Below are 19,987 nucleotides of genomic sequence, written 5' to 3'. Positions count from 1 at the left end.
TTAAATTACCTAAAAATCTGGCCTGTAAAATGAAAATAAAATTACTATTACTCAGCATAACCTTAACCAGTCAGTTATTTGCTCAATCCTATGAAAAAATTCATCGTAAAGCAATTGTTGTGGATACACACAACGACATATTGATGAAGGCTGCTGATAAGGGAATAGTGTTTGACCAGGACCTCACCGGGAAAACAAACAGTGATTTAGCCCGGTGGAAAAAAGGCGGGCTGGATGTCCAGGTATTTTCTGTGTATTGCGATGGTGATTTGAAAAACCCATATGACTATGCGAACAGGGAAATGGACAGCCTCGATGCTGTAGTAGCACGCAACCCGGATAAGATTGTAAAAGTCGCCGGTTATGCAGAACTGGTAAAAGCAGTGAAGCAACATAAAATTGCTGCTATGTTTGGTGTGGAGGGCGGACATATGATAGAAGATGATCTCAATAAATTAGACGCACTCTATAAACGTGGGGCAAGATATTTAACCTTAACACATAATATAGCACCTTCATGGGCTACCAGTGCTGCGGATGAAACGACTAAACCAGCCCTGCCGCACAAAGGACTTACGGATTTTGGCAGGCAGGTAGTGCAGCATATGAACGAGCTCGGAATGATTATAGATGTGAGTCATGCGGGTGACCAGACTTTCCGGGATGTAATTGAGACTACAAAAAAACCAATTATTGCTTCGCACAGCTCAGTATACAGCCTTGTGCCACACCGGCGAAATTTAAAAGACGATCAGATAAAAGCTATCGCAAAAAATGGTGGTGTGATCCAGGTAAACTTTAATCCCGGGTTTATCGACAGCAGTTATGACAAAAAAGAAACTGCCTTTCTTAAAAAGCACGCTGCAGAAAATGATTCCCTGCTGAAAAGCGGCTTGACAGACTATTATGCCGTTGATTACCTGTATGGTAAATATGCAGATGAGGCAAACACGATGCGGCCACCTTTATCTATGGTGATCCGGCATATTGAATACATCATCAAACTGGTAGGTGTTGATTATGTAGGCCTTGGCTCCGACTTTGATGGCATTAATCTTACACCGCTTCAACTGGATGATGTTACCACTTATCCGCTAATAACAAAAGCGCTTGTTGAGAAAGGCTATAGTAAAAAGGACATAACTAAAATTCTCGGAGGTAATTTTTTAAGGGTATTAAAAGCGAATGAGGAAAAATAAGACTGTAGAAAATACATACCACCAAAATGAAACTGTTAACAAAAGAAATGCAGGAAGCCATAACACCAGCAATGGCTTTGGAATTATTAAAGGAGGGGAACAAACGGTTTGTAAACAACCTGAAGATTAACCGGAATCTTTTGCAACAGGTAAATGAAACCTCTGACGCGCAACATCCTTTCGCAGTAATTCTTAGCTGTATTGACAGCCGGACATCAGCCGAATTAATTTTTGACCAGGGACTTGGTGATATCTTCAGTATCCGGATTGCCGGCAACATTATTAATGAAGATGTATTAGGCAGTATGGAATTTGGCTGCAAGGTAGCGGGGGCAAAAATTATAGTTGTGTTGGGCCACACTAAATGTGGCGCAGTAAAAGGTGCCTGCGATCACATGGAAATGGGTAACCTGACCGCGTTGCTCACCAAAATAAGACCTGCGGTTGACGATGAAACGCAGACGAAAGAAAACCGTAATTCGAATAATCCAATCTTCGTGGAAAATGTAGCAACTATTAATGTTAAGCGGACGGTTAAATCAATCATGGAAAGAAGCCCAATCCTGAAAGAGATGATTGAAAGCGGGCAAATCGGAATTATTGGCGGTTCTCACGATATTACAACAGGTATAGTAACATTTTATCCTGAAACTATGAACCTGGGTTCGCAGGTTATTAATGGGTAACCTGTGCCGTTAAAATTAGTTTGGCCGGCACTGCTTACTGGTTTTGCTTACGTCCGAAGTATTTCTTTTTTAGCTCTTCATAAGCTACTTTTTCTTCAGGGGTCATCGTCATTTCATAATTCGGCGGCAGGTCCAATCTTTCCTTTTCAAGTCCCGGTGCCCAATCTATCAGCTTATTCTCTCCCCTTCTGTTCTTCCTGATATCAAATTTATCATAGAGCTCGCCATTAGCAGTATAGGCTTTCACCCTGATCTTATTCTTTTCCACCACTACCCGCTGGTACAACTGGGTATTGGCAGCCGCGCGCTGCACCCAGGGTGTAAGTGCCGGTCGATACATTTTCGGCCCGCTTACCGAAACCACATAAACCGGCCCTTTGAGTGGCTGTCTTTTGGTTTGGGGTGAAGTTTCCGCAACACCCCGGCCGTAGGTATGGTCATGGCCAGTCAACACCAGGTCCACCTTATACTTCCTGAACAAGGGTTCAAGGGCATCGCGCAAACTGTTGTTATCGCGACCTACCCCGGCCGAAAATATGGGATGGTGCATAGTGATAATGGTCCACCTGCTTTTATTTTCTTTCAACACTTTTTCAAGCCATTGCACCTGGAGGGCGCTATCAGATGCATATTCCAGGATCAGCTCGCTGCTGAGGGATATTAGTTTTACATCCTGGTAATCGACAGCATACACCTGCTCTTCAAGTCCCGCAGGGCCATTTTCCGGAAGGTTGAATGTCGGCCGCCAGTGTTTGGTGAGGGTCTCATGCTTATTGTCATCCAGGTAAAACTCGTGATTCCCTGGTGTGGCAAAGGAAGGCACCATGGCATGCATCCAGCCCCCGGCATAGAACCATTCACCCCATTCCCTATCCGAATTGGCGCGGTTGATCAGGTCGCCGGCATGCATCAGGAAAGCGGCGCCGGATTCCTGCTTATAGGCCTGGCGGATGGTACGCGACCACCACGTTTTATGGTCATTCTGCGAATCGCCCATATAAAGAAAAGAGAAAGGTTTAAACCCTTTTTCGGCAGTACGGAACTGGATCCATTCAGACCGGTGTTTTGCATCCCCCACGCGGTACATATATACAGTGCCCGGTTGCAGCTGCCTGAATTTCACCCCGAAATAGTGTGAACGAATACCCTGCAACACCAGGGGTTCCGGGGCGGACTTAAAGGTCAGAGCACCCACTGCATCAGGTGAAGGCCCGGCAATTGCCAGTTCGGCATAAGCTTCCTGCACGGTTGAGTCCATGCGCCAGGAAACCGACATTGCCGTTGCAGGATCCTCCGCAATGGATAACAGTATCCGGTCGGGAACTGCGGTAGCAGGATATTCTTCTATCGTTTGAGCAATTGCGTTAGTAGCAACGGAAAACCATGCCAGCAAAAGGAACAGAAGTCGCATAGGGCGCATTTATACTTTTAAATTTCCCGGGAAATCAACAAAGACTGGCGGCCATTCTGGCCAGGCGGCAAATTTAAGTTGAAATCTGCTACAATTCCCCTGGTCACAAATTTTTAACCCTGGCTGGAATTTGTTGGGTGATTTATTATTCTTACCTTCTGTATAGGATGATCCTGGATTGATTCTTACCATAAAATATTTTGGCCATGAAAAATTCAAAATGCCATATGTTCAGGCTGATTGCTTTGCATGTTTTCCTGGTAACATTTGCTTGCGCTACTGTGGATTGCAATGCCCAACAGGGTCCCCACCAGTCATTGCTGGCGCTTTCTAAAGCCAACCATACCCTGGCTATTGTGGATCCCGTTTCCTTAAATGTTATTGCCCGCATTCCTGTTGGCGAAGACCCGCATGAAGTGGTTGCCTCTGCAGACGGAAAGACTGCTTACGTCTGCATTTATGGAGGGGGTAGCTTTCATGAAATAAATATCATTGACCTTGTTGCACAAAAACCTTTGCAAAACATTGATACAAGGCCACTGTTCGGCCCGCACGATATAACATTTGTAAATGGCAAGGCATGGTTTACTGCTGAAGGTTCCAAAGCTGTTGGCCGCTATGACCCTGCAACAGGAAAACTTGACTGGAGTATGGGTACGGGCCAGGACAGGACACATATGATCCACGTTACTGCCGACGGCAAAAAGATATACACGACAAATGTCTCTTCCGGAACTGTGAGCATTCTTGATTATACAATTATACAACCCGGAAAAATGGCGCCTCCCGGTGCTAAGCCCCACGAGGATTGGGTGCAAACTGTTGTGCCGGTTTCCAGGGGTTCAGAGGGATTTGATGTATCGCCCGATGGCAGTGAGTTATGGACCGCAGCAAGTGAAGATGGGACTATTGCCATTGTTGACCTGAGTGCAAAAAAACTGGCAGCGAAAATTGATGCGAAAGTTTTTGGTGCTAACCGGCTGAAGTTTACACCGGATGGAAAGCTGGTTTTCATTTCAAGCCTTCAAAGCGGTGACCTGGCTATTTATGATGCCAAATCGCATAAGGAGATCAAACGACTGAAATTAGGCCATGGAGCAGCGGGAATCCTTATGGATCCTAATGGTTCACGGGCGTTTGTTGCCTGTTCGGCTGATAATTATGTGGCTGTTATTGACCTTAAAACTTTAGAAGTTACCCAACACATTGATGTAGGTGGAGTGCCTGACGGACTTGCATGGGCAATCCGGCCCTAACGCTGCATACAGCATGATTTTCGTCATTTATCCTGACAGGTATAATAGCTATTTTTGGACCAAAAGAAAGCATGAAAATCCTCATTATTTACGGCACTACTGAAGGCCATACCCGCAAGATTGCGCGATATATGGAAGATGTCCTGAAAGATGCTGGTCATATTGTGACAATTGCCGATGCTGCAGATAATCCCCCTGCGCCGGATGGTTACGAAGCCATTTTGATTGGCGGCTCAATCCATATGCATAAATACCAGTCCGCGGTGGCGCATTATATCACTGCTAATGTTTCCTTATTAAATAAAATGCCGGGGGCCTATTTTTCGGTATGTCTTGCAGTAGCTTCAGATATAAAGGAAGAACATGATGAAGCGCAAAAGATAGCAAACGACTTTTTACTGCAAACCGGGTGGAAGCCTTTGATGACTTCACAAATTGCCGGCGCACTGAAATACACGCAGTATGACTTTTTCAAGCGCATGATTATGAAAATGATTTCAAAGCGGGAAGGTCGTGTTACTGACACTTCGCAGGATTATGAATATACCGACTGGGAAGCAGTCAAATTATTTTTAAAAGAGTTCATTGGTAAAGCATCCCAAAAGGCATGAATTTAGTAATGAGGGGCAGGCCATCCTAACCTCAATTCCCGCTAACAATAAGCATACAAATTGTTATAATTTCCAGTATAACGAGCAGTTAACATGTTTGCATTAAACTAATTATTCCTTTTATAGCCTGGCATCCCAAATAACCCAAGCTCATGTTTAAAAGCATTCTTAGCGCAGCCCTGCTCATCATTTCACTAACATCTGCCTCTGCACAGGACTATGTACCGGAAGCAAAATGGCATGCTAAACAAACGGTAATTGACGGCAGCAACAGCGAGTGGGCAAAGCCCTTTAATTTTTTTGACGGTTCCACTGGCTTCATGTTTGCTATTGCCAACGACAGCTCCAACCTTTATTTAAGCTTCACGTGCAATGACGAAATGAAAATGCGAAAGATGATGCGTGCAGGCTGGAAATTCGAGCTTTCTTCCAAAGAGAAACACAAAAAGTTCAGCGCCAGGCTTGCTATTCCGGAGCGCCAGGCACAAAGCTCCGAAAATAAAACTGCCCCGAAAACCGACTGGCACTACCAAAACGATTTGGGCAGCCTGGTAAGAACATACAAATTAATGTGTACCAATATTGTGGCAGATGGCTTCAAGACAAAAAACGGAATGCTGCCTGTTTTTGATACCTCAGGAATACAAATGGGCATAGGCACTGACAGTATTCAGGGTATCATTTACGAAATAGCCATACCTTTCAAAGAGCTTTTTGATAAGGACGCGCTTAAACTCAACGAGGAACTTACTTTAAGTGTCACAGTAAATGCCATGGAAGCTTCGTCAGCAGGCGGCAGGCCCCAGGAAGGAGGACATGGCGGTTACGGTGAACATGGAGGTCATGGTGGCCATGGTGGATATGGAGGAATGGGCGGAGGGCAGGGAAAATATGGAAGTATGACCCCGGAAGCCAGGGCTGACATGACAAAAAGCGCTTCGTTTAAGCAGAAATTCAAATTGGGAAACTCCTGAAAAATTACAACCTGATTAGCATTGGGATCCCCCGCTTAATTATTTCAAAGTAAACCAAGCATTATGTCATATTGTTTTTATATAGAAACAATGCAACCGGAAGAAAGAAAGCTGCTGCACAAAAATTATCACGATAATCATTACGGCTTCCCGATTCACGATGATAACGAGTTATTTGGCAGGCTGGTTATGGAAATCAACCAGGCAGGATTGAGTTGGGAAACTATATTGAAAAAGGAATCCACATTCAGAAAAGCTTATAGCAATTTCAATATAAAAAAAGTTGCAGCATATACAGAAAAAGACAGGGACCGGCTTTTAGCAGACGCTGGAGTAATAAGGAATAAATTAAAGGTAAATGCGGCAATCGAGAACGCAAAAACCATTCTTCTCCTGCAAAAAGAATTCGGCTCATTTGAAAAATGGCTGGATCAGCATCATCCGAAAACCAGGGAGGAATGGGTAAAGCTGTTCAAAAAAACTTTCCGTTTTACAGGTGGGGAAATTGTACATGAGTTTTTAATGAGTGTTGGCTATTTGCCTGGAGCCCATTCCGAAAGCTGTTCTGTTCATAAAAAAATCCTGAAAGCAAAACCAATGTGGACAAAGAAATAAAATTAACTGATTGCGATAAATACAAAACGCCAACATTCGGTTTGCGACAATGTTGCCAGACGAAATAAGGATGGTCTTTAAAATCCATCCGATTTATCTGAAGCCACGGCAGGTTTAAAGCCCACTAATGGCTACCCTTGTGATTTCACCAGGCTGAACAGTGAAAACCAATAAATTTCCCTCCGAAATGTGCAGCTTTTCCTCCATCCTATTAAATCGCTTTTCCTTAAGCTTTAAGGATCGCGGAATCATCCTCTTTACTATGGCAGTGGCAGAATCGGGCATACCACTGGTTAAAGACAATACTATCTTGTGTGGCTGCGCTATATTGTTAACAAGGGTTATATAAACGGCATGGCGGTCAGGCGTAACCGAAGCAAATACATCCAGGTCTTTCGGTTGTGCTATTGGCAGTCCGTAATTGCCCTGGTGTACTTTGTACAACTCAAATACGTAGCCGGCAGCATCCAGGCTAGCAGACAATGGTTTCACGGTGATTGCTCCTTCATTGACCGGCATAAAATAACAGGCCATCTCCACCCCCAGTGGTCCGGCCTCCCGGCAAAGCATATTCAGTATACTGGCGGTATATAATCCCATGGGGACATTGCCTGGAATACCCCAACGGGTATTCCACTCGTCGTAGATGATGGCTGTCCGTTGTTTAGCGGGAAGCAGGCTATCGATATAGCGACGCACATGGCTTAGCATGGGCAGGGTATTGCGCATAGGGGCACTAATCAAAGTGGAGAGATCAGTTAACTGGTCCAGGCTTATTTGATCGTCCAGGTATTGATGCGTAGAAACCGCAGATAGGGAATTTGCTGTTGCTGTCAGTAAAGGTTCATTCCAGTCGCGGGATAATTCCCCGTTACCGAATTTGGTGGTGGCTACTAATTGAATGGAACTGTCTGCTTTTTTCATGGCCCGACTGTATATAGCACTTAGACTGGCAGCATTGGCAGCACCCGTAGCTTCCCCACGCCCGAAATAATACAATTCATTGCCCACAAACCACCAACGAACCTGGTAGGGCTTTGCATGTCCGCGGTCTGTTCTCTGCCTGCCCCAGGGCGTGGAAGCATCCCCGTTACAATATTCAATCCAGTCGGCTACATTACCGGGTGTATTTTCACTCAGCCTTGCCGTAATCACAGGCGCTGCACCGAGTTCCTCGCAAAGTGCCATGAACTCATCAATACCGATTTCGTGGTTGTCGGTATCGTCTGTATCCCGCAACAGGAAGTCGAGTCCTGTACTGTAAATAGGTGGCCGCTGGTCCCGCGGTAAAAGGCCATCCTTCCACTGGTAAAACTCAGCGTAACACCCGCCCGGGAAACGGAGACAGCCAGGTTGGAGGGACTTTAGCAGGTCAACCACGTCGCGCCGCATGCCGTGAAAAGCATTATTGGGCATCGATGATATGGCTCCAATCCACACACTGCCCTGATCTTTTGTTGTTATCCTGAATTCAGCATTGGTGAGGGTCGACTTTGCCTTAAATTCCGCTGTTTCTAAAAACCAGGATCCTGGTTCCACCACAAGCGTTTTGTCAAAAACCGGTTTTGATCGCTGATCGAACAATTGCAAACGTATGCTGCGTTTGGCCGTTGATTTCAACCAAACTTTGAAGGCATAAGATTTACCTTTTGTAAACGCCAGCATGGGCTGCTTTTGCGAGATACCGGCAGGTATACCATTTTTAGGCGAGTTGATTCGGACTGATTGTTTTCCGGCAAAGCCGATGGTTGTATCCATGCGCACATTGTGAGGATCACCCAGGATTTTCCAATGCTTTGGGAACTGGTTGGAGGTGGCGGCAAATTTTCTATTGGCAATCATTTCAGCACTCAGGCCACTCCATGAACCACGGCGGGTCATTTCAAGGTTATGCCCAAACAAAAGTGGGGAAATAAAAGACCCTTTTACAGTGGCATCAACAGCTATAACCAAAGGCTGCTTTTGCGCTGTAACGGAAGTGTTTATGAATACAATAATGATTGCCAGCACGATGGGAATCGTGATAAGTTTTGTCATACTGGAAATTATTATAAACAAATGAATTGGTAATTTCTATTTACCGGAACCGGAAAATGCAGCTGATGCCCTTTCATATTAATTTATGGTGCAAGACAATACTGATTTGTTGCAACAATAAACAAAAGCATACGATTGAGACTATGCTACCTGATAATAATGATATATTTACTGACTATTACCAAAAGAAAGTGGAAACTCTTAAAAAATAAATGGCCAGATCTGTAAAATATTCAGCCAGGATTAAAAAATTTCTTGGCATTTTAGGACCAGGTCTTGTAACCGGTGCCAGTGACGATGACCCTTCTGGTATTGCAACTTATTCGCAGGCAGGTGCTCAATTTGGACTTTCTACTTTATGGACGGCTTTGCTCACCTTTCCTTTAATGGCAGCCATTCAGGGTATGTGTGCAAGAATAGGCCTTGTTACTTCACAGGGTTTGACCGTAACCTTAAAGCAATATTATTCCAAACCATTACTTTACGTAATGCTATTGTTCAGCTTCCCTGCAATTACCTTAAACATTGGTGCAGACATTCAAGGCATGGGAGCTGTAGCAAATATGATTTTCCCTGCAATACCAGTTCCGGTCTTTTGTATAGGATTTACAGGCATATTAATGTTCGCAATCATAAAATATCCTTACCAGAAAATAGCCATGATTTTAAAGTGGCTTTGCCTTTCTTTATTACTTTATATGGTTGTCCCGTTTATGGTTAAACAGGATTGGGGCTTGATAGTAAAAAACACTTTTATCCCAACAATAAAATTTAATAAAGATTTTCTTTCAATATTAGTAGCCTTACTTGGAACAACCATTTCGCCTTACCTGTTTTTTTGGCAGGCCACCATGGAAGCAGAAGATATAGCACACAGCAAACCAACCGTAATTGTGAATAAACAGGTGTTGGGCGATATGAAGACAGACGTAAACATTGGTATGTTTTTATCCAATGTGGTAATGTTTTTTATCATACTTACTGCTGGAAGTGTTTTATTTCCTGCCGGCATAAAACAAATAAATACTGTTGACCAGGCGGCAAAGGCATTGGAACCGCTGACAGGCAAACTGACTTATTTTATTTTTGCGATCGGGGTAATGGGAACCGGGCTTTTAGCCATACCTGTACTGGCAGGTGCACAATCATATATGCTAGCAGAAACTTTTGGCTGGGATGCCGGCTTAGACAAAAAATTCCCCCAGGCTAAAGCCTTTTATGTTGCTATAATTATTTCTTTATTAATAGGACTGTCCCTTGATTTTTTAGGGGTTAGCCCTATAAAAGCATTGCTTTACACAGCCATATCTTATGGACTTACAGCCCCTGTACTGATTGCCATTATACTTCATATTGGCAATAACAAAAAAATAATGCAAGAGCATACAAATTCAAAACTTTCGAATATCCTTGGGTTTATTACGCTAATACTAATGACAATTGCCGCAATTGCATTGATATACCTCTTGTTTACCTCATAGAATTACAAGCATGTGATTAAAGGTTATGCAGCTAATATCATGAAAGTAAAATTTTGATTCTCATAATAATAATTGGCAGTTGTAAGCCTCAGCATGATTGATTTTGATATTGCCTGGAAATAGGTTAATTTATATATTCTTATCAAGGCCATTCATATTGCACTTTGAAAGTGCATATCAACCTATAGGTGATAAAATATGAAGAGGATATTATTCATAATACTCGTCATAGTTCACGCAAAAATACTCCTTGCGCAAAATGTAAATTTTGTTTGGGCAAAGCAAATGGGCACTGGAACCGGAATGGGGAATGGAGCCTATTCAGTAACTGTAGATGCCTCAGGAAATGTTTATACTACGGGTTTTTTTACTGGAACAATTGATTTTGACCCGGGGCCGGGTGTTTTCAACCTGGTTTCTGGCAGCAATGGTTTATATCCAGATGTATTTATCTCCAAACTAAATGCTGCAGGCAATTTAATTTGGGCCAAGCAAATGGGCGCTGGAACTGGCACCGGTAGTGGGGATAGTTTTTCAATAGCAGTAGATGCCTCAGGAAATGTTTATACTACAGGGTATTTTACTGGTACAGTTGATTTTGACCCCGGGCCAGGCTCATATAACCTCAACAGTTCCGCTGCTACCTTTATCTCCAAATTAGATGCGGCTGGCAATTTTGTCTGGGCAAAGCAAATGCTAACTGTTGCTGCAATTGAACAAAATCGTTTAATAGCAGTAGACGCCTCAGGAAATGTTTATACGACAGGGACTTTTTCCGGTACAGCTGATTTTGATCCGGGCACGGGAGTATTCAACATGACTTCTGGTAACAATGGCCAATCCATGGATGCGTTTATTTCCAAATTAGATGCGACTGGTAACTTTGTTTGGGCAAAGCAAATGGGAGGACTAGGACCTGCAGACGATGCAAGTGGTTACTCGATCGCAGTAGACGGTTCAGGAAATGTTTATACCACGGGAGCTTTTAGTGGTACAGTTGATTTTGATCCGGGCGCAGGCGTATCCTACCTTAGCCCAGGTGGTATTTTTGTCTCCAAATTAAACGCGGCTGGCAACCTGGTATGGGCAAAACAAATGGGCGATGGAACTGGCGCTGAAGGGGGGCTTTCCATCGCAGTAGATGGTTCAGGAAATGTGTATACAACCGGGAACTTTTCCGGAACGGCTGATTTTGATCCGGGTGCCAGCGTGTTCAACCTTAGTTCTGCTGGCAAAGAGGATATTTTTGTATCCAAATTAGATGCGGCCGGCAATTTCGACTGGGCAAAACAAATCGGCGGAATTGAAAACGATGAGGGACTCTCTTTAACGGTAGACGCCCAAGGCAATGTTTATACCACAGGTTATTTTAACAACTCAGTTAATTTTGACCCGGGAGTATGCACATACAACTTTAATTCTTTTGGTGATGATGATATTTTTATCATCAAATTAGATGCAGCGGGAAATTTTGCCTGGGTCAAGCAAATGGGAGGAACCACAAGAGATGAAGGGCGTTCCATTGCAGTAGACGGTCCAGGAAATGTTTATACAACAGGGAACTTTTCCGGTACAGCTGATTTTGATCCGGGAAAAGGTATTTACAACCTCAGTTCGCTTGGAGATTATGATATTTTTGTACATAAAATGAGCCCCTGTGCAAATAGCACTTCTTCAATAATAACCGTATCAGCTTGCGGTTCCTATACATCAGGTTGTAAAACCTACACTTCCAGCGGGGTATACACACAAATACTTTCAAATGCTGTTGGTTGCGACAGTATTGTAACACTTAATTTAACTATCACCAGCGCAAAATCAGCAGTTACTGTTAATCAAACAGCCTGTAGTAGTTATTTGTGGAACGGCCAAACCTTAGCAATAAGTGGCAATTATCCTGATACACTGATTGCTTCGAATGGATGCGATAGTATTGTTACACTGCATCTGACAATACTCCCAAAATCTTTTAGCAATATCAACCAGGCCATTTGCTCAGGACAGTCTTATTCAGGTTATACCAAAAGTGGCACTTACATTGACACACTGATAGCGGCAAATGGATGCGATAGTATAAGAACACTGGAGCTTTCAGTGCAGCAAAAACCTGCTCCGGATTTAGGAGGAGACAAAAAAATATGTCCCGGCGACGGGCTGACCCTTTACCCCGGGCAATTTAGTACTTACCTATGGCAGGATGGTTCTACGCAAGATAGTATTAAAGTTAAGCAACCGGGATTATATTCAGTGGTGGTAACAAATGATTGCGGCTCTGCAAGGGATGAAATTGTAATCACAGATGGTATATGCGATATACATTTCCCGTCTGCTTTTACACCGAATAATGATGGCAAGAATGATTTGTTCAAAGTACTGGGAGCATATAACGTAAAGGACTTCCACCTTGTTGTTTTTAATCGGTTGGGGCAGGCCCTATTTGAAACCACCGATTATACAAAAGGCTGGCCTGGAAATTTTAAAGGACAAGTACAGCCAACCGGAGTTTATGTCTGGTATTGTACCTTTAAAAAATCAAATAATCCCCAGAACATAGTTATGAAAGGAACAGTGACATTAATGAGGTAACATCTTCATAAACATAAAAGAAGTATACGCTCACAAGAAAATAAATTAAACAACATGAACAAGATAATTGCCCTGCTTGCCGTGATTATATCAATCGTTGCATGTAATAAAAGTTCAACACCTGCCCCTGTTCCAGTTCCACCTTTAACTGATATTGATGGAAATGATTATGATACTGTAAAAATCGGCACCCAATTCTGGATGAAACAAAATTTGAAGTCCGCTCATTACAGAAATGGGGACCTTATACCAAACGTAACCAACCCAAATGCCTGGTCCAGATTAACTACAGGTGCATGGTGTTGGTATAATAATGATTCTGCTCATTATGCTGCTGTATACGGCAGGTTATACAATTGGTATGCTGTTAATGATCCCAGAGGTTTAGCTCCCACAGGCTGGCATGTACCTACTAATGCAGAATGGACTACACTTTCAACGGGTTTAGGTGGGGATGCCGTTGCCGGTGGTGCAATGAAAGAAACCGGTACCACATATTGGTTAGCACCAAACACCGGAGCCACCAATAGCAGCCATTTCACAGCCCGTCCAGGTGGCATCTTTGGCTGGAATGGAGTATTCGGTGAAGCTGGCACCAACGGCTACTGGTGGAGTTCTACAGAGATCGATGCTACTTCCGCCTGGATCTGCGACCTGCACTACAACCTGGGCGACGTCAACAGGGACCCACTCAATAAGCAAATGGGGATTTCGGTACGTTGTCTCAGGGATTGACAATATAACTTCAGCATTTAGCCTTAACTTCAAAAACAATTTTACAATTGGGTCCCCACCCTGGCAAATACCCGATTGTTAGCTGTCGGCCTCTTTAGACGCTTCAACAAAGAAAGTAAAATTTGAAAGTAATATTTTCATTCATCATACTGTTTGTTTCCACTTCAGTTTTTTCGCAAATTCCCTTGCGGCCATTTCCCCAGCATGCTAAATATGCTGACGGGGTAATAACACCAAGCCATCTTTCACAAAAGGAAGCAGATGACAGTGTTGGGTCTTTTTATAACCAATGGAAAAGGACATACCTTAAAAAAAGCAATTGCTCCGACGGCTACTATATCTGGGCTGAAAATAATGCCGGTAACTATCAATGTGTTTCCGAAGGACAAGGGTACGGAATGATTATAGTTGCCTTGATGGCTGGAAATGATACCGCCGCACAAAATATTTTTGATGGCTTGTTCAGGTATTACAGGGCGCATCCCAGTAAAAGAAGTAAGTACCTGATGTCCTGGGCCCAAGGCAAAGACTGCTTAAAATTTGAAGAAAGTTCTGCTGCTGATGGAGATATTGATATCGCCTTTTCTCTATTGCTGGCTAACGCCCAATGGACAAGTAATGAAAAGATAAATTATATCCAGGAGGCAAATAATATTATCAATGCCATAAAAAACCAGGAAGTTAACGGGAAGACTTTTACCATTTTGCAGAGTAATTCAATAGAATATGATAGCAAGGATTATTTTGATATGCGTTCATCCGACTTCATGCCTTCTGAAATAAGGGCATTTATGCATACTGGTGATAAAACCTGGGGCAGCGTACTTGATAACAGTTACAAGCTATTCAGCTATTTACAAAAAACTTACAGTAAAGAAGCAGGACTGGTTCCTGATTTTATCCAGGACATCCGTACTAAACCAAAGCCAGCAAAGAAATTCTATTTAGAAGGCAAATACGACGGCGTCTATAACTACAATGCCTGCAGGGTTCCCTGGCGTATTGCGACGGATTATATTGTAAGTGGAGATAAACGTGCAAAACAATTTGTCGAACCTATAAACAAATGGATAAGGGAGACTACTGAAAATAATCCAGATAATATTTCAGCAGGCTATACCTTATCAGGGGAAGACCTGAAAACAAGAAATTTTGAGGCGTTGAGTTTTATTTGCCCTTTTTCAATAGCCGCAATGGTAGACACCAGGAACCAGGAATGGCTGAATAAATTATGGGATTACATAGTTAACTTCAAACTAAAAGAGTTCGATTATTACGACAACAGTATAAAAATGCTGAATCTAATTATCCTGTCCCATAATTATTGGACACCCTGATGTAGCCAGGCAAAAAAATATTTATTCCCTGCCTTCCCCTGGCTGCAAATCTTTAGCTGCAGACAAATGTTGACCGTACTTAATGGGACTCATTAACCCGGAGTTTTGTTTTATCACAAAAGAACTGAAACAGGAAGTACATGAAACGTATTAAGAAAGAATTTAAAAAAATAATTCATATCGCACTGTCCATTTCAGGGTTTGTTCCTGAACATATGACACCGACGAGATTATTTTTTATGCTAGGCTCTGTTTTGGCATCAGTTTTCCTGCTTCCAATGTATAAAAAATTGGATTATGCCATTGCCTATTATGTATGCAGTACGATTTTATACATCGGCTTCTTATTTTTTGTTCTTCCTGAACGAGGTTTTCGTTTAAAACTTATTGAAAAATTTGGAGAGGAAGGAGCATATTTAAAATATGAAGCATTCCTTGCATTTGCCTTTTTTCACAACGGTATTGGATCTAGTTTTATCAGCCAGACTTCAGCAGGCAGCAGTTTCTTTGTAAATATTCCGGTGGAAGTAACTATGGTATTGGCTGTTGTTTTATTTACGACAGGCTGGGGTATTAAAATTTGGTCAGCTTATGTGGTGGGCATTCCAATATATTACTGGAAAGATATGTTTTTAGGAAAAAAAGTTTGCGATTTCTCTGTAACCGGACCGTATAAATATTTCAATAATCCCATGTATGGTATCGGGCAACTTCAAATTTATGGAATCGCTATTTATTATAATTCTATTTATGGAATCATCTTTGGAGTAGTGAATCAAATGCTTGTTTTTTTATTTTATTTTATGGTCGAAAAACCATTTATTTTTCGCACGTATTTGCAACAAAAAAAGGCTTCTTTAGTTCAACCAAGATAGGCAGCAGCTAAAAATGGATTGCCACAGGTTTAGAAGACCTTTTAAAAATGATCATCTTACGCGCTAACCCGGTATTGGCGAGTTTGGGCCTTATTATTCTCTGCCATTTGCTTTACAGACTTACCGCATACTTGCGCCAATTGACAGTTATATATGCTTTGACCATTGGGGGGAAATAATCTCCTTAAATAAAATGGTAGAGAAATACAACGTCGCCGGCAAAGGCGTGCTTTGGTTGGTCTTTTATTTCCAGTTGAATGTAGAGCGTTGCCTTGGTGGTGCCCCTGAGATTAATGATGGTTTTGAGCGAAACCCTGCAGCGTACTTCGTTGTTTACAAGAACGGCCTGCCCGAACCTGAGCTGCTCGATGCCGTAATTCACTTCCATCTTAAGGTTTTGCATCTCAACAATCTGTTTCCAGAAAAACGGCACAAGGGAGAGGGTGAGATAGCCGTGTGCTATGGTTGTTTTAAAAGGGCTTTCAGTTTTGGCCCTTTCTGCATCCACATGTATCCACTGATGGTCGAGAGTGGCATCTGCGAAATTGTTGATCTGTTCCTGGGTTATTTTGTGCCAGGGTGATACGCCGATTTCCTTGCCTAAATACGATTCGAATTCTGCATGACTTTTTATGACTACCATAGGACTAATTTAATGGAATGATTTGTGATTTACAATTATTTTAAAGCGCCGGGGCCGGGATTAAGATCAGCTGGTAATCTCCTGTTACATCGCACTATTATACTTTATTATACACAGAAAAATGGGGAGCTTAAAATATTTAATGTCACTCATATTGACATTAATCAATTTAATGTCTATATTTATGACATGAAATCAAAAGGTCAAAAAAGGTCCTATATTTCCACGAACCGTTCGAAGCTCGTTGCGCAAAACGATCAGAATATCCTTGAAGCCACGGTAGCCTTGTGGAAAGACTTGTCCATCAGCGAGATTTCTCTTGAAAAAATAGCGGAGTTGTCGGGCGTAACCGTACGCACCATCCTGCGGAAATTTGGCAGTAAGGAAGGACTGTTCCAGGCCTGTATTGAACAGGAATCCGGCAACATGATGAAAACACGTGACCAGACACCCGCAGGTGATATCCCCAAAATACTGGAAGACCTCTTCGCGGAGTACGAAGAAACTGGAGATGCGGTGATCCGGACACTTGTAGTTGAAAATGAAATGGCAATTGCCAGGGAGCTGCTTGCAACCGGCCGGTCTTATCACAAAACATGGTGTGCCAGGGTATTCAAAGATTTTTTGCCGGGCCCAAGGGCTAAGGATCATCCAATAAAACTCATGGCCTTTGTCGCCGCTACAGATGTCTACCTATGGAAATTACTCCGGAGGGACTTGAAGCTTTCTTATCCACAGGCGCAGGCAGTCATTCAAAATCTTCTTGAGGGCTTGATCCAAAAAAAAACAAAAACAAAATAGGACCATCATGATTCAGCCAACCCATGTATTGTTCGTAACCATTGACGGAGGTGGAAATATTCCTGCCGTGATGGGTTTAGCCAGGCGGCTGGCAAAACAGGGATTCAACATACACGTACTTAGTGAACCCTGTATGGAAGAAATGGTAAGTGCTTATGGTTTTGGATTTACCCCCTTCAAAAAATATTTTACCAGGAGTAACCGGAAAGAAGATTTTTTCAACGACTGGAATTCCTCCGCCTTATCGAATCCCACGCTGGACAAAATTGTTTTTGGTCCGGCTGAAGTAGTGGTTGAAGGAACACTTGAAGCCCTCAATAAAAATAATATCGGTCTCCTGGTGGTAGATTGTTTACTGCTACCCGCACTTATGGCGGCTGAAGTTTTAAAGATTCCCAGGGTTGTTGTATTTCATTTTCCGGAATACCTACCCGGGCCCAACAGGCCGCCGGGAGTAATGGGCCTTTTGCCCGGAAAGGGATTGTTCGGAAAGCTCAGGGACAAATTGCTGAGCAAAGTATTTAACAAGGTGCTGAATAAAAATCTATCAAAGCTGAATCAGATCAGGAATGCCTATGCGTTACCCCCGTTGCATTCGGTTACGGATTTGATCCACCAGGCTGATCTGAGGTTGATACAGACATTGGGGCGTTTTGATTTCCCCATTGAGCCAGCACCTGCCAACGTGAGATATACCGGTCCTGTACTGGATGATCCGGACTGGACCACGGCCTGGACCAATCCATGGCCGGAAAATGATAAACGTCCATTGGTGGTGGTTTCACTGTCATCCACTTTTCAGAACCAGGCGAAGACCATTCAAGAAATCATCGATGCCCTGCGTGGCCTTGAGGTAAGGGGACTTGTCACCCTGGGCATGGCCATGGAGGATGCCATTTTTGATGCCCCGGATAATGTAGTCATTGTAAAGTCGGCACCCCATTCCCAGGTGTTTCCATTGGCCGACCTGGTGATTACACATGCCGGCCATGGAACCATCATGCGCGCTCTCGCAAACGGTTTACCATTAATTTGTCTGCCTATGGGTAGGGACCAGTTTGATAATGCGGTTAAAGTGGCGTACCATCAATGCGGGATCAATCTGGGCCGAAAATCAGGTGCCTCAACAATCAGGAAGGCTATCGTTCGTTTGTTGCAGGATCCTGTTTTCAAACAAAATGCGGTTCGTTTCCAGAAAGATATTCTTGCTGCGGAACAAAAAGATATTGCTGTATCCGAAATTAAAAAACTGTGCCTGACATAAGTTAACTGAATATCCAGGCATCAGTAAGCGGATAAATTATGGGGCAGTTGCCAGGCTTAAAGTCTTATCTCCCGATCCAAAAGATCCCGTTCCTTATGCAATTCCCGCTGCAACTCTTCTTCAGTCGGCAGGTACAATTTGCACTTAGAAGCAAATATCTGTTTGCTATCATTCAACAAACTATACTTAGCCAACAGACATTAAAATCCATCTGGCCAAAATCCTGATGGGTTAGTTTGCCAGCTTTCATATCCACTTATATCATTACTCGTCTTGTAAAAAAAATAATCTTTTAATAAGAGTCAAAGTAATCCAGCTATTTAGGGGGGTCAATACAACAAATTCAGTATTGTATCCTTTTAAACATCTCCCTTTCTTTTAAAACCAATGCGGGTCCGCGGCACCTGAGGTGGCTCACTCTTTAACAAATTGGCTATCAGCAGGACGCCATATTCCGTAAAAACATAAGGAAATGTACCACGGCGTTTTCGGGTACCTGTACATGATTCCCTCGATGCGCAATTACAACAAACTTGTTTTTGGCATTTGGAAGCGGCGCCTGCTTTTGCTCCGCAAAGGATACAATCGAAATAAAAGATATAACAACCAGTAAAATGCTGTTTTTCATTTGGGTTATTTAAGGATGAACCGGGTACCTAAAATAAGGTTTCCATCCAGCGGAAAGACGGGGAATAACATAAATATATTTTTTGAAAAAAGCGAGTATCCGCCCACCGTTATGTTCTCCTCAATCACTCACTGCAGCTCCCCTACCACCAGGCGACCCGTTATCCAATCCGGTTGCACCCCGACGGGAACATAGGTGAAAGTGATAGCAGGCTGGAATCTCCTGATTCCATTAGCACTGGTGGTAAAAACTAAATTGTTTATGGTAACGCGATTCCCCGCTTAAATAATTGAATAATAATTTATATGTTTAAGGAAATAAACTTCGGCTATATGTGACCGGGCTGCATATCCCTGTTCTTCAACTGCCTGTTTTCGATTGTTTCATATGCTAATTCGTGGTATCGAAACTGGTTGGTAAGGATGCTGGCAATTTATGCAGGGACATTAATTGACCGAACTTTGGTTTCAGGATATTTAGCAGCAGAAAGTTTTAAACAATATGGACTATCAAACTAATTTATTTGTCCACTATTCATTGTAGTATGACATGTATAAAATAGCAATGTAAAGACTATATAATTTAACCTTTTCCTTTTATGATAAAAATTCTCACAACGGCAACACTTTTTATTATCCTCTCAACCTGTATTTCCTTCGGTAAAACAAGCAGCGCACCCAACAAGGATAACAACAACAATAATACGTCCCAGGATACCTTAACCAACGGATGGAGCGAGACAACAGTAGTTGGCCTTGTTAAATCCCAAATCATTAAAATTCATTTTGTGGATGCCAATCATGGCTGAGCCTGTATAGCTGATGGCAGGGTATTAAAGTATACAAAAT

At 42.8% G+C, this 19,987-nt stretch carries 17 protein-coding genes; 14 read left to right on the top strand and 3 right to left on the bottom strand.

Annotated elements, in window-relative coordinates; translation table 11 throughout:
* Window positions 1-29: 29 nt before the first annotated feature.
* Complete coding sequence (locus LAQ65_RS00115) at window positions 30-1,199, top strand: dipeptidase (protein ID WP_224114889.1); 1,170 nt, start codon at window positions 30-32, stop codon at window positions 1,197-1,199.
* 26 nt (window positions 1,200-1,225) lie between these two features.
* Window positions 1,226-1,885 (top strand): carbonic anhydrase family protein, encoded by a 660-nt coding sequence (locus LAQ65_RS00110; RefSeq protein WP_224114888.1) that lies wholly within the window; start codon window positions 1,226-1,228, stop codon window positions 1,883-1,885.
* A 34-nt stretch (window positions 1,886-1,919) separates the two neighbouring features.
* Here the strand turns inward: LAQ65_RS00110 and LAQ65_RS00105 are convergent, their stop codons facing one another.
* Window positions 1,920-3,296, bottom strand: coding sequence for a purple acid phosphatase family protein (locus LAQ65_RS00105; protein WP_224114887.1), 1,377 nt, complete (start codon window positions 3,294-3,296; stop codon window positions 1,920-1,922).
* Window positions 3,297-3,502: 206 nt separating this feature from the next.
* On the opposite strand from LAQ65_RS00105, the gene LAQ65_RS00100 reads away from it, so the two are divergent.
* The 4 genes from LAQ65_RS00100 to LAQ65_RS00085 all read left to right on the top strand — a co-directional run bounded on the left by LAQ65_RS00100 (window position 3,503) and on the right by LAQ65_RS00085 (window position 6,752).
* On the top strand, window positions 3,503-4,552 hold the full coding sequence (locus LAQ65_RS00100) for a beta-propeller fold lactonase family protein (protein WP_224114886.1): 1,050 nt from the start codon (window positions 3,503-3,505) through the stop codon (window positions 4,550-4,552).
* A gap of 71 nt (window positions 4,553-4,623) precedes the next feature.
* Window positions 4,624-5,163 carry a flavodoxin domain-containing protein gene (locus LAQ65_RS00095; protein ID WP_224114885.1) on the top strand — a complete coding sequence of 180 codons (540 nt, stop codon included), beginning with the start codon at window positions 4,624-4,626 and terminating at the stop codon, window positions 5,161-5,163.
* Window positions 5,164-5,315: 152 nt separating this feature from the next.
* A complete protein-coding gene (locus LAQ65_RS00090) occupies window positions 5,316-6,137 on the top strand; it encodes a hypothetical protein (RefSeq protein ID WP_224114884.1) in 822 nt (273 codons plus the stop codon).
* Between the two features lie 63 nt (window positions 6,138-6,200).
* Window positions 6,201-6,752: a DNA-3-methyladenine glycosylase I gene (locus LAQ65_RS00085; protein ID WP_224114883.1), complete on the top strand. Its 552-nt coding sequence runs from the start codon at window positions 6,201-6,203 to the stop codon at window positions 6,750-6,752.
* A 114-nt stretch (window positions 6,753-6,866) separates the two neighbouring features.
* Here the strand turns inward: LAQ65_RS00085 and LAQ65_RS00080 are convergent, their stop codons facing one another.
* Window positions 6,867-8,789 carry a carbohydrate binding domain-containing protein gene (locus LAQ65_RS00080; RefSeq protein ID WP_224114882.1) on the bottom strand — a complete coding sequence of 641 codons (1,923 nt, stop codon included), beginning with the start codon at window positions 8,787-8,789 and terminating at the stop codon, window positions 6,867-6,869.
* Between the two features lie 212 nt (window positions 8,790-9,001).
* Between LAQ65_RS00080 and LAQ65_RS00075 the strand changes: the two genes are divergently transcribed.
* The 5 genes from LAQ65_RS00075 (at window position 9,002) to LAQ65_RS00055 (ending at window position 15,803) form a co-directional block, all read left to right on the top strand.
* Window positions 9,002-10,270 (top strand): NRAMP family divalent metal transporter, encoded by a 1,269-nt coding sequence (locus LAQ65_RS00075; RefSeq protein ID WP_224114881.1) that lies wholly within the window; start codon window positions 9,002-9,004, stop codon window positions 10,268-10,270.
* A 198-nt stretch (window positions 10,271-10,468) separates the two neighbouring features.
* Window positions 10,469-12,856 carry an SBBP repeat-containing protein gene (locus tag LAQ65_RS00070; protein ID WP_224114880.1) on the top strand — a complete coding sequence of 796 codons (2,388 nt, stop codon included), beginning with the start codon at window positions 10,469-10,471 and terminating at the stop codon, window positions 12,854-12,856.
* Window positions 12,857-12,910: 54 nt separating this feature from the next.
* Window positions 12,911-13,591, top strand: a complete 681-nt coding sequence (locus LAQ65_RS00065) for a fibrobacter succinogenes major paralogous domain-containing protein (protein WP_224114879.1) — start codon at window positions 12,911-12,913, stop codon at window positions 13,589-13,591.
* A gap of 122 nt (window positions 13,592-13,713) precedes the next feature.
* Entirely contained in the window at window positions 13,714-14,928 is a 1,215-nt protein-coding gene (locus LAQ65_RS00060) for a glycosyl hydrolase family 8 (RefSeq protein WP_224114878.1), read from the top strand.
* Window positions 14,929-15,068: 140 nt separating this feature from the next.
* Window positions 15,069-15,803 (top strand): phosphatidylethanolamine N-methyltransferase family protein, encoded by a 735-nt coding sequence (locus LAQ65_RS00055; protein WP_224114877.1) that lies wholly within the window; start codon window positions 15,069-15,071, stop codon window positions 15,801-15,803.
* A gap of 184 nt (window positions 15,804-15,987) precedes the next feature.
* Here LAQ65_RS00055 and LAQ65_RS00050 read toward each other — a convergent pair whose 3' ends face one another.
* A complete protein-coding gene (locus tag LAQ65_RS00050; RefSeq protein WP_224114876.1) occupies window positions 15,988-16,446 on the bottom strand; it encodes a MaoC family dehydratase in 459 nt (152 codons plus the stop codon).
* 189 nt (window positions 16,447-16,635) lie between these two features.
* Between LAQ65_RS00050 and LAQ65_RS00045 the strand changes: the two genes are divergently transcribed.
* The 3 genes from LAQ65_RS00045 (at window position 16,636) to LAQ65_RS00035 (ending at window position 19,947) form a co-directional block, all read left to right on the top strand.
* On the top strand, window positions 16,636-17,247 hold the full coding sequence (locus LAQ65_RS00045) for a TetR/AcrR family transcriptional regulator (RefSeq protein WP_224114875.1): 612 nt from the start codon (window positions 16,636-16,638) through the stop codon (window positions 17,245-17,247).
* Between the two features lie 7 nt (window positions 17,248-17,254).
* Window positions 17,255-18,511, top strand: a complete 1,257-nt coding sequence (locus LAQ65_RS00040) for a glycosyltransferase (RefSeq protein WP_224114874.1) — start codon at window positions 17,255-17,257, stop codon at window positions 18,509-18,511.
* A gap of 1,226 nt (window positions 18,512-19,737) precedes the next feature.
* Complete coding sequence (locus LAQ65_RS00035; protein ID WP_224114873.1) at window positions 19,738-19,947, top strand: hypothetical protein; 210 nt, start codon at window positions 19,738-19,740, stop codon at window positions 19,945-19,947.
* The last annotated feature ends 40 nt before the right edge of the window (window positions 19,948-19,987 follow it).

The organism is Flavihumibacter profundi, from assembly GCF_020076305.1.
In the GTDB taxonomy this organism is placed as follows: domain Bacteria; phylum Bacteroidota; class Bacteroidia; order Chitinophagales; family Chitinophagaceae; genus Flavihumibacter; species Flavihumibacter profundi.
This window is presented reverse-complemented; position numbering and strand designations above follow the sequence as displayed.

Excerpts from the sequence above, each read along its gene's own strand:
- LAQ65_RS00035 (WP_224114873.1), top strand. The coding sequence starts at position 19,738 with ATGATAAAAATTCTCACAACGGCAACACTTTTTATTATCCTCTCAACC.
- LAQ65_RS00110 (WP_224114888.1), top strand. The coding sequence starts at position 1,226 with ATGAAACTGTTAACAAAAGAAATGCAGGAAGCCATAACACCAGCAATG.
- LAQ65_RS00040 (WP_224114874.1), top strand. The coding sequence starts at position 17,255 with ATGATTCAGCCAACCCATGTATTGTTCGTAACCATTGACGGAGGTGGA.
- LAQ65_RS00045 (WP_224114875.1), top strand. The coding sequence starts at position 16,636 with ATGAAATCAAAAGGTCAAAAAAGGTCCTATATTTCCACGAACCGTTCG.
- LAQ65_RS00080 (WP_224114882.1), bottom strand. The coding sequence starts at position 8,789 with ATGACAAAACTTATCACGATTCCCATCGTGCTGGCAATCATTATTGTA.
- LAQ65_RS00085 (WP_224114883.1), top strand. The coding sequence starts at position 6,201 with ATGTCATATTGTTTTTATATAGAAACAATGCAACCGGAAGAAAGAAAG.
- LAQ65_RS00065 (WP_224114879.1), top strand. The coding sequence starts at position 12,911 with ATGAACAAGATAATTGCCCTGCTTGCCGTGATTATATCAATCGTTGCA.
- LAQ65_RS00095 (WP_224114885.1), top strand. The coding sequence starts at position 4,624 with ATGAAAATCCTCATTATTTACGGCACTACTGAAGGCCATACCCGCAAG.
- LAQ65_RS00105 (WP_224114887.1), bottom strand. The coding sequence starts at position 3,296 with ATGCGACTTCTGTTCCTTTTGCTGGCATGGTTTTCCGTTGCTACTAAC.
- LAQ65_RS00090 (WP_224114884.1), top strand. The coding sequence starts at position 5,316 with ATGTTTAAAAGCATTCTTAGCGCAGCCCTGCTCATCATTTCACTAACA.
- LAQ65_RS00055 (WP_224114877.1), top strand. The coding sequence starts at position 15,069 with ATGAAACGTATTAAGAAAGAATTTAAAAAAATAATTCATATCGCACTG.
- LAQ65_RS00070 (WP_224114880.1), top strand. The coding sequence starts at position 10,469 with ATGAAGAGGATATTATTCATAATACTCGTCATAGTTCACGCAAAAATA.
- LAQ65_RS00100 (WP_224114886.1), top strand. The coding sequence starts at position 3,503 with ATGAAAAATTCAAAATGCCATATGTTCAGGCTGATTGCTTTGCATGTT.
- LAQ65_RS00115 (WP_224114889.1), top strand. The coding sequence starts at position 30 with ATGAAAATAAAATTACTATTACTCAGCATAACCTTAACCAGTCAGTTA.
- LAQ65_RS00050 (WP_224114876.1), bottom strand. The coding sequence starts at position 16,446 with ATGGTAGTCATAAAAAGTCATGCAGAATTCGAATCGTATTTAGGCAAG.
- LAQ65_RS00075 (WP_224114881.1), top strand. The coding sequence starts at position 9,002 with ATGGCCAGATCTGTAAAATATTCAGCCAGGATTAAAAAATTTCTTGGC.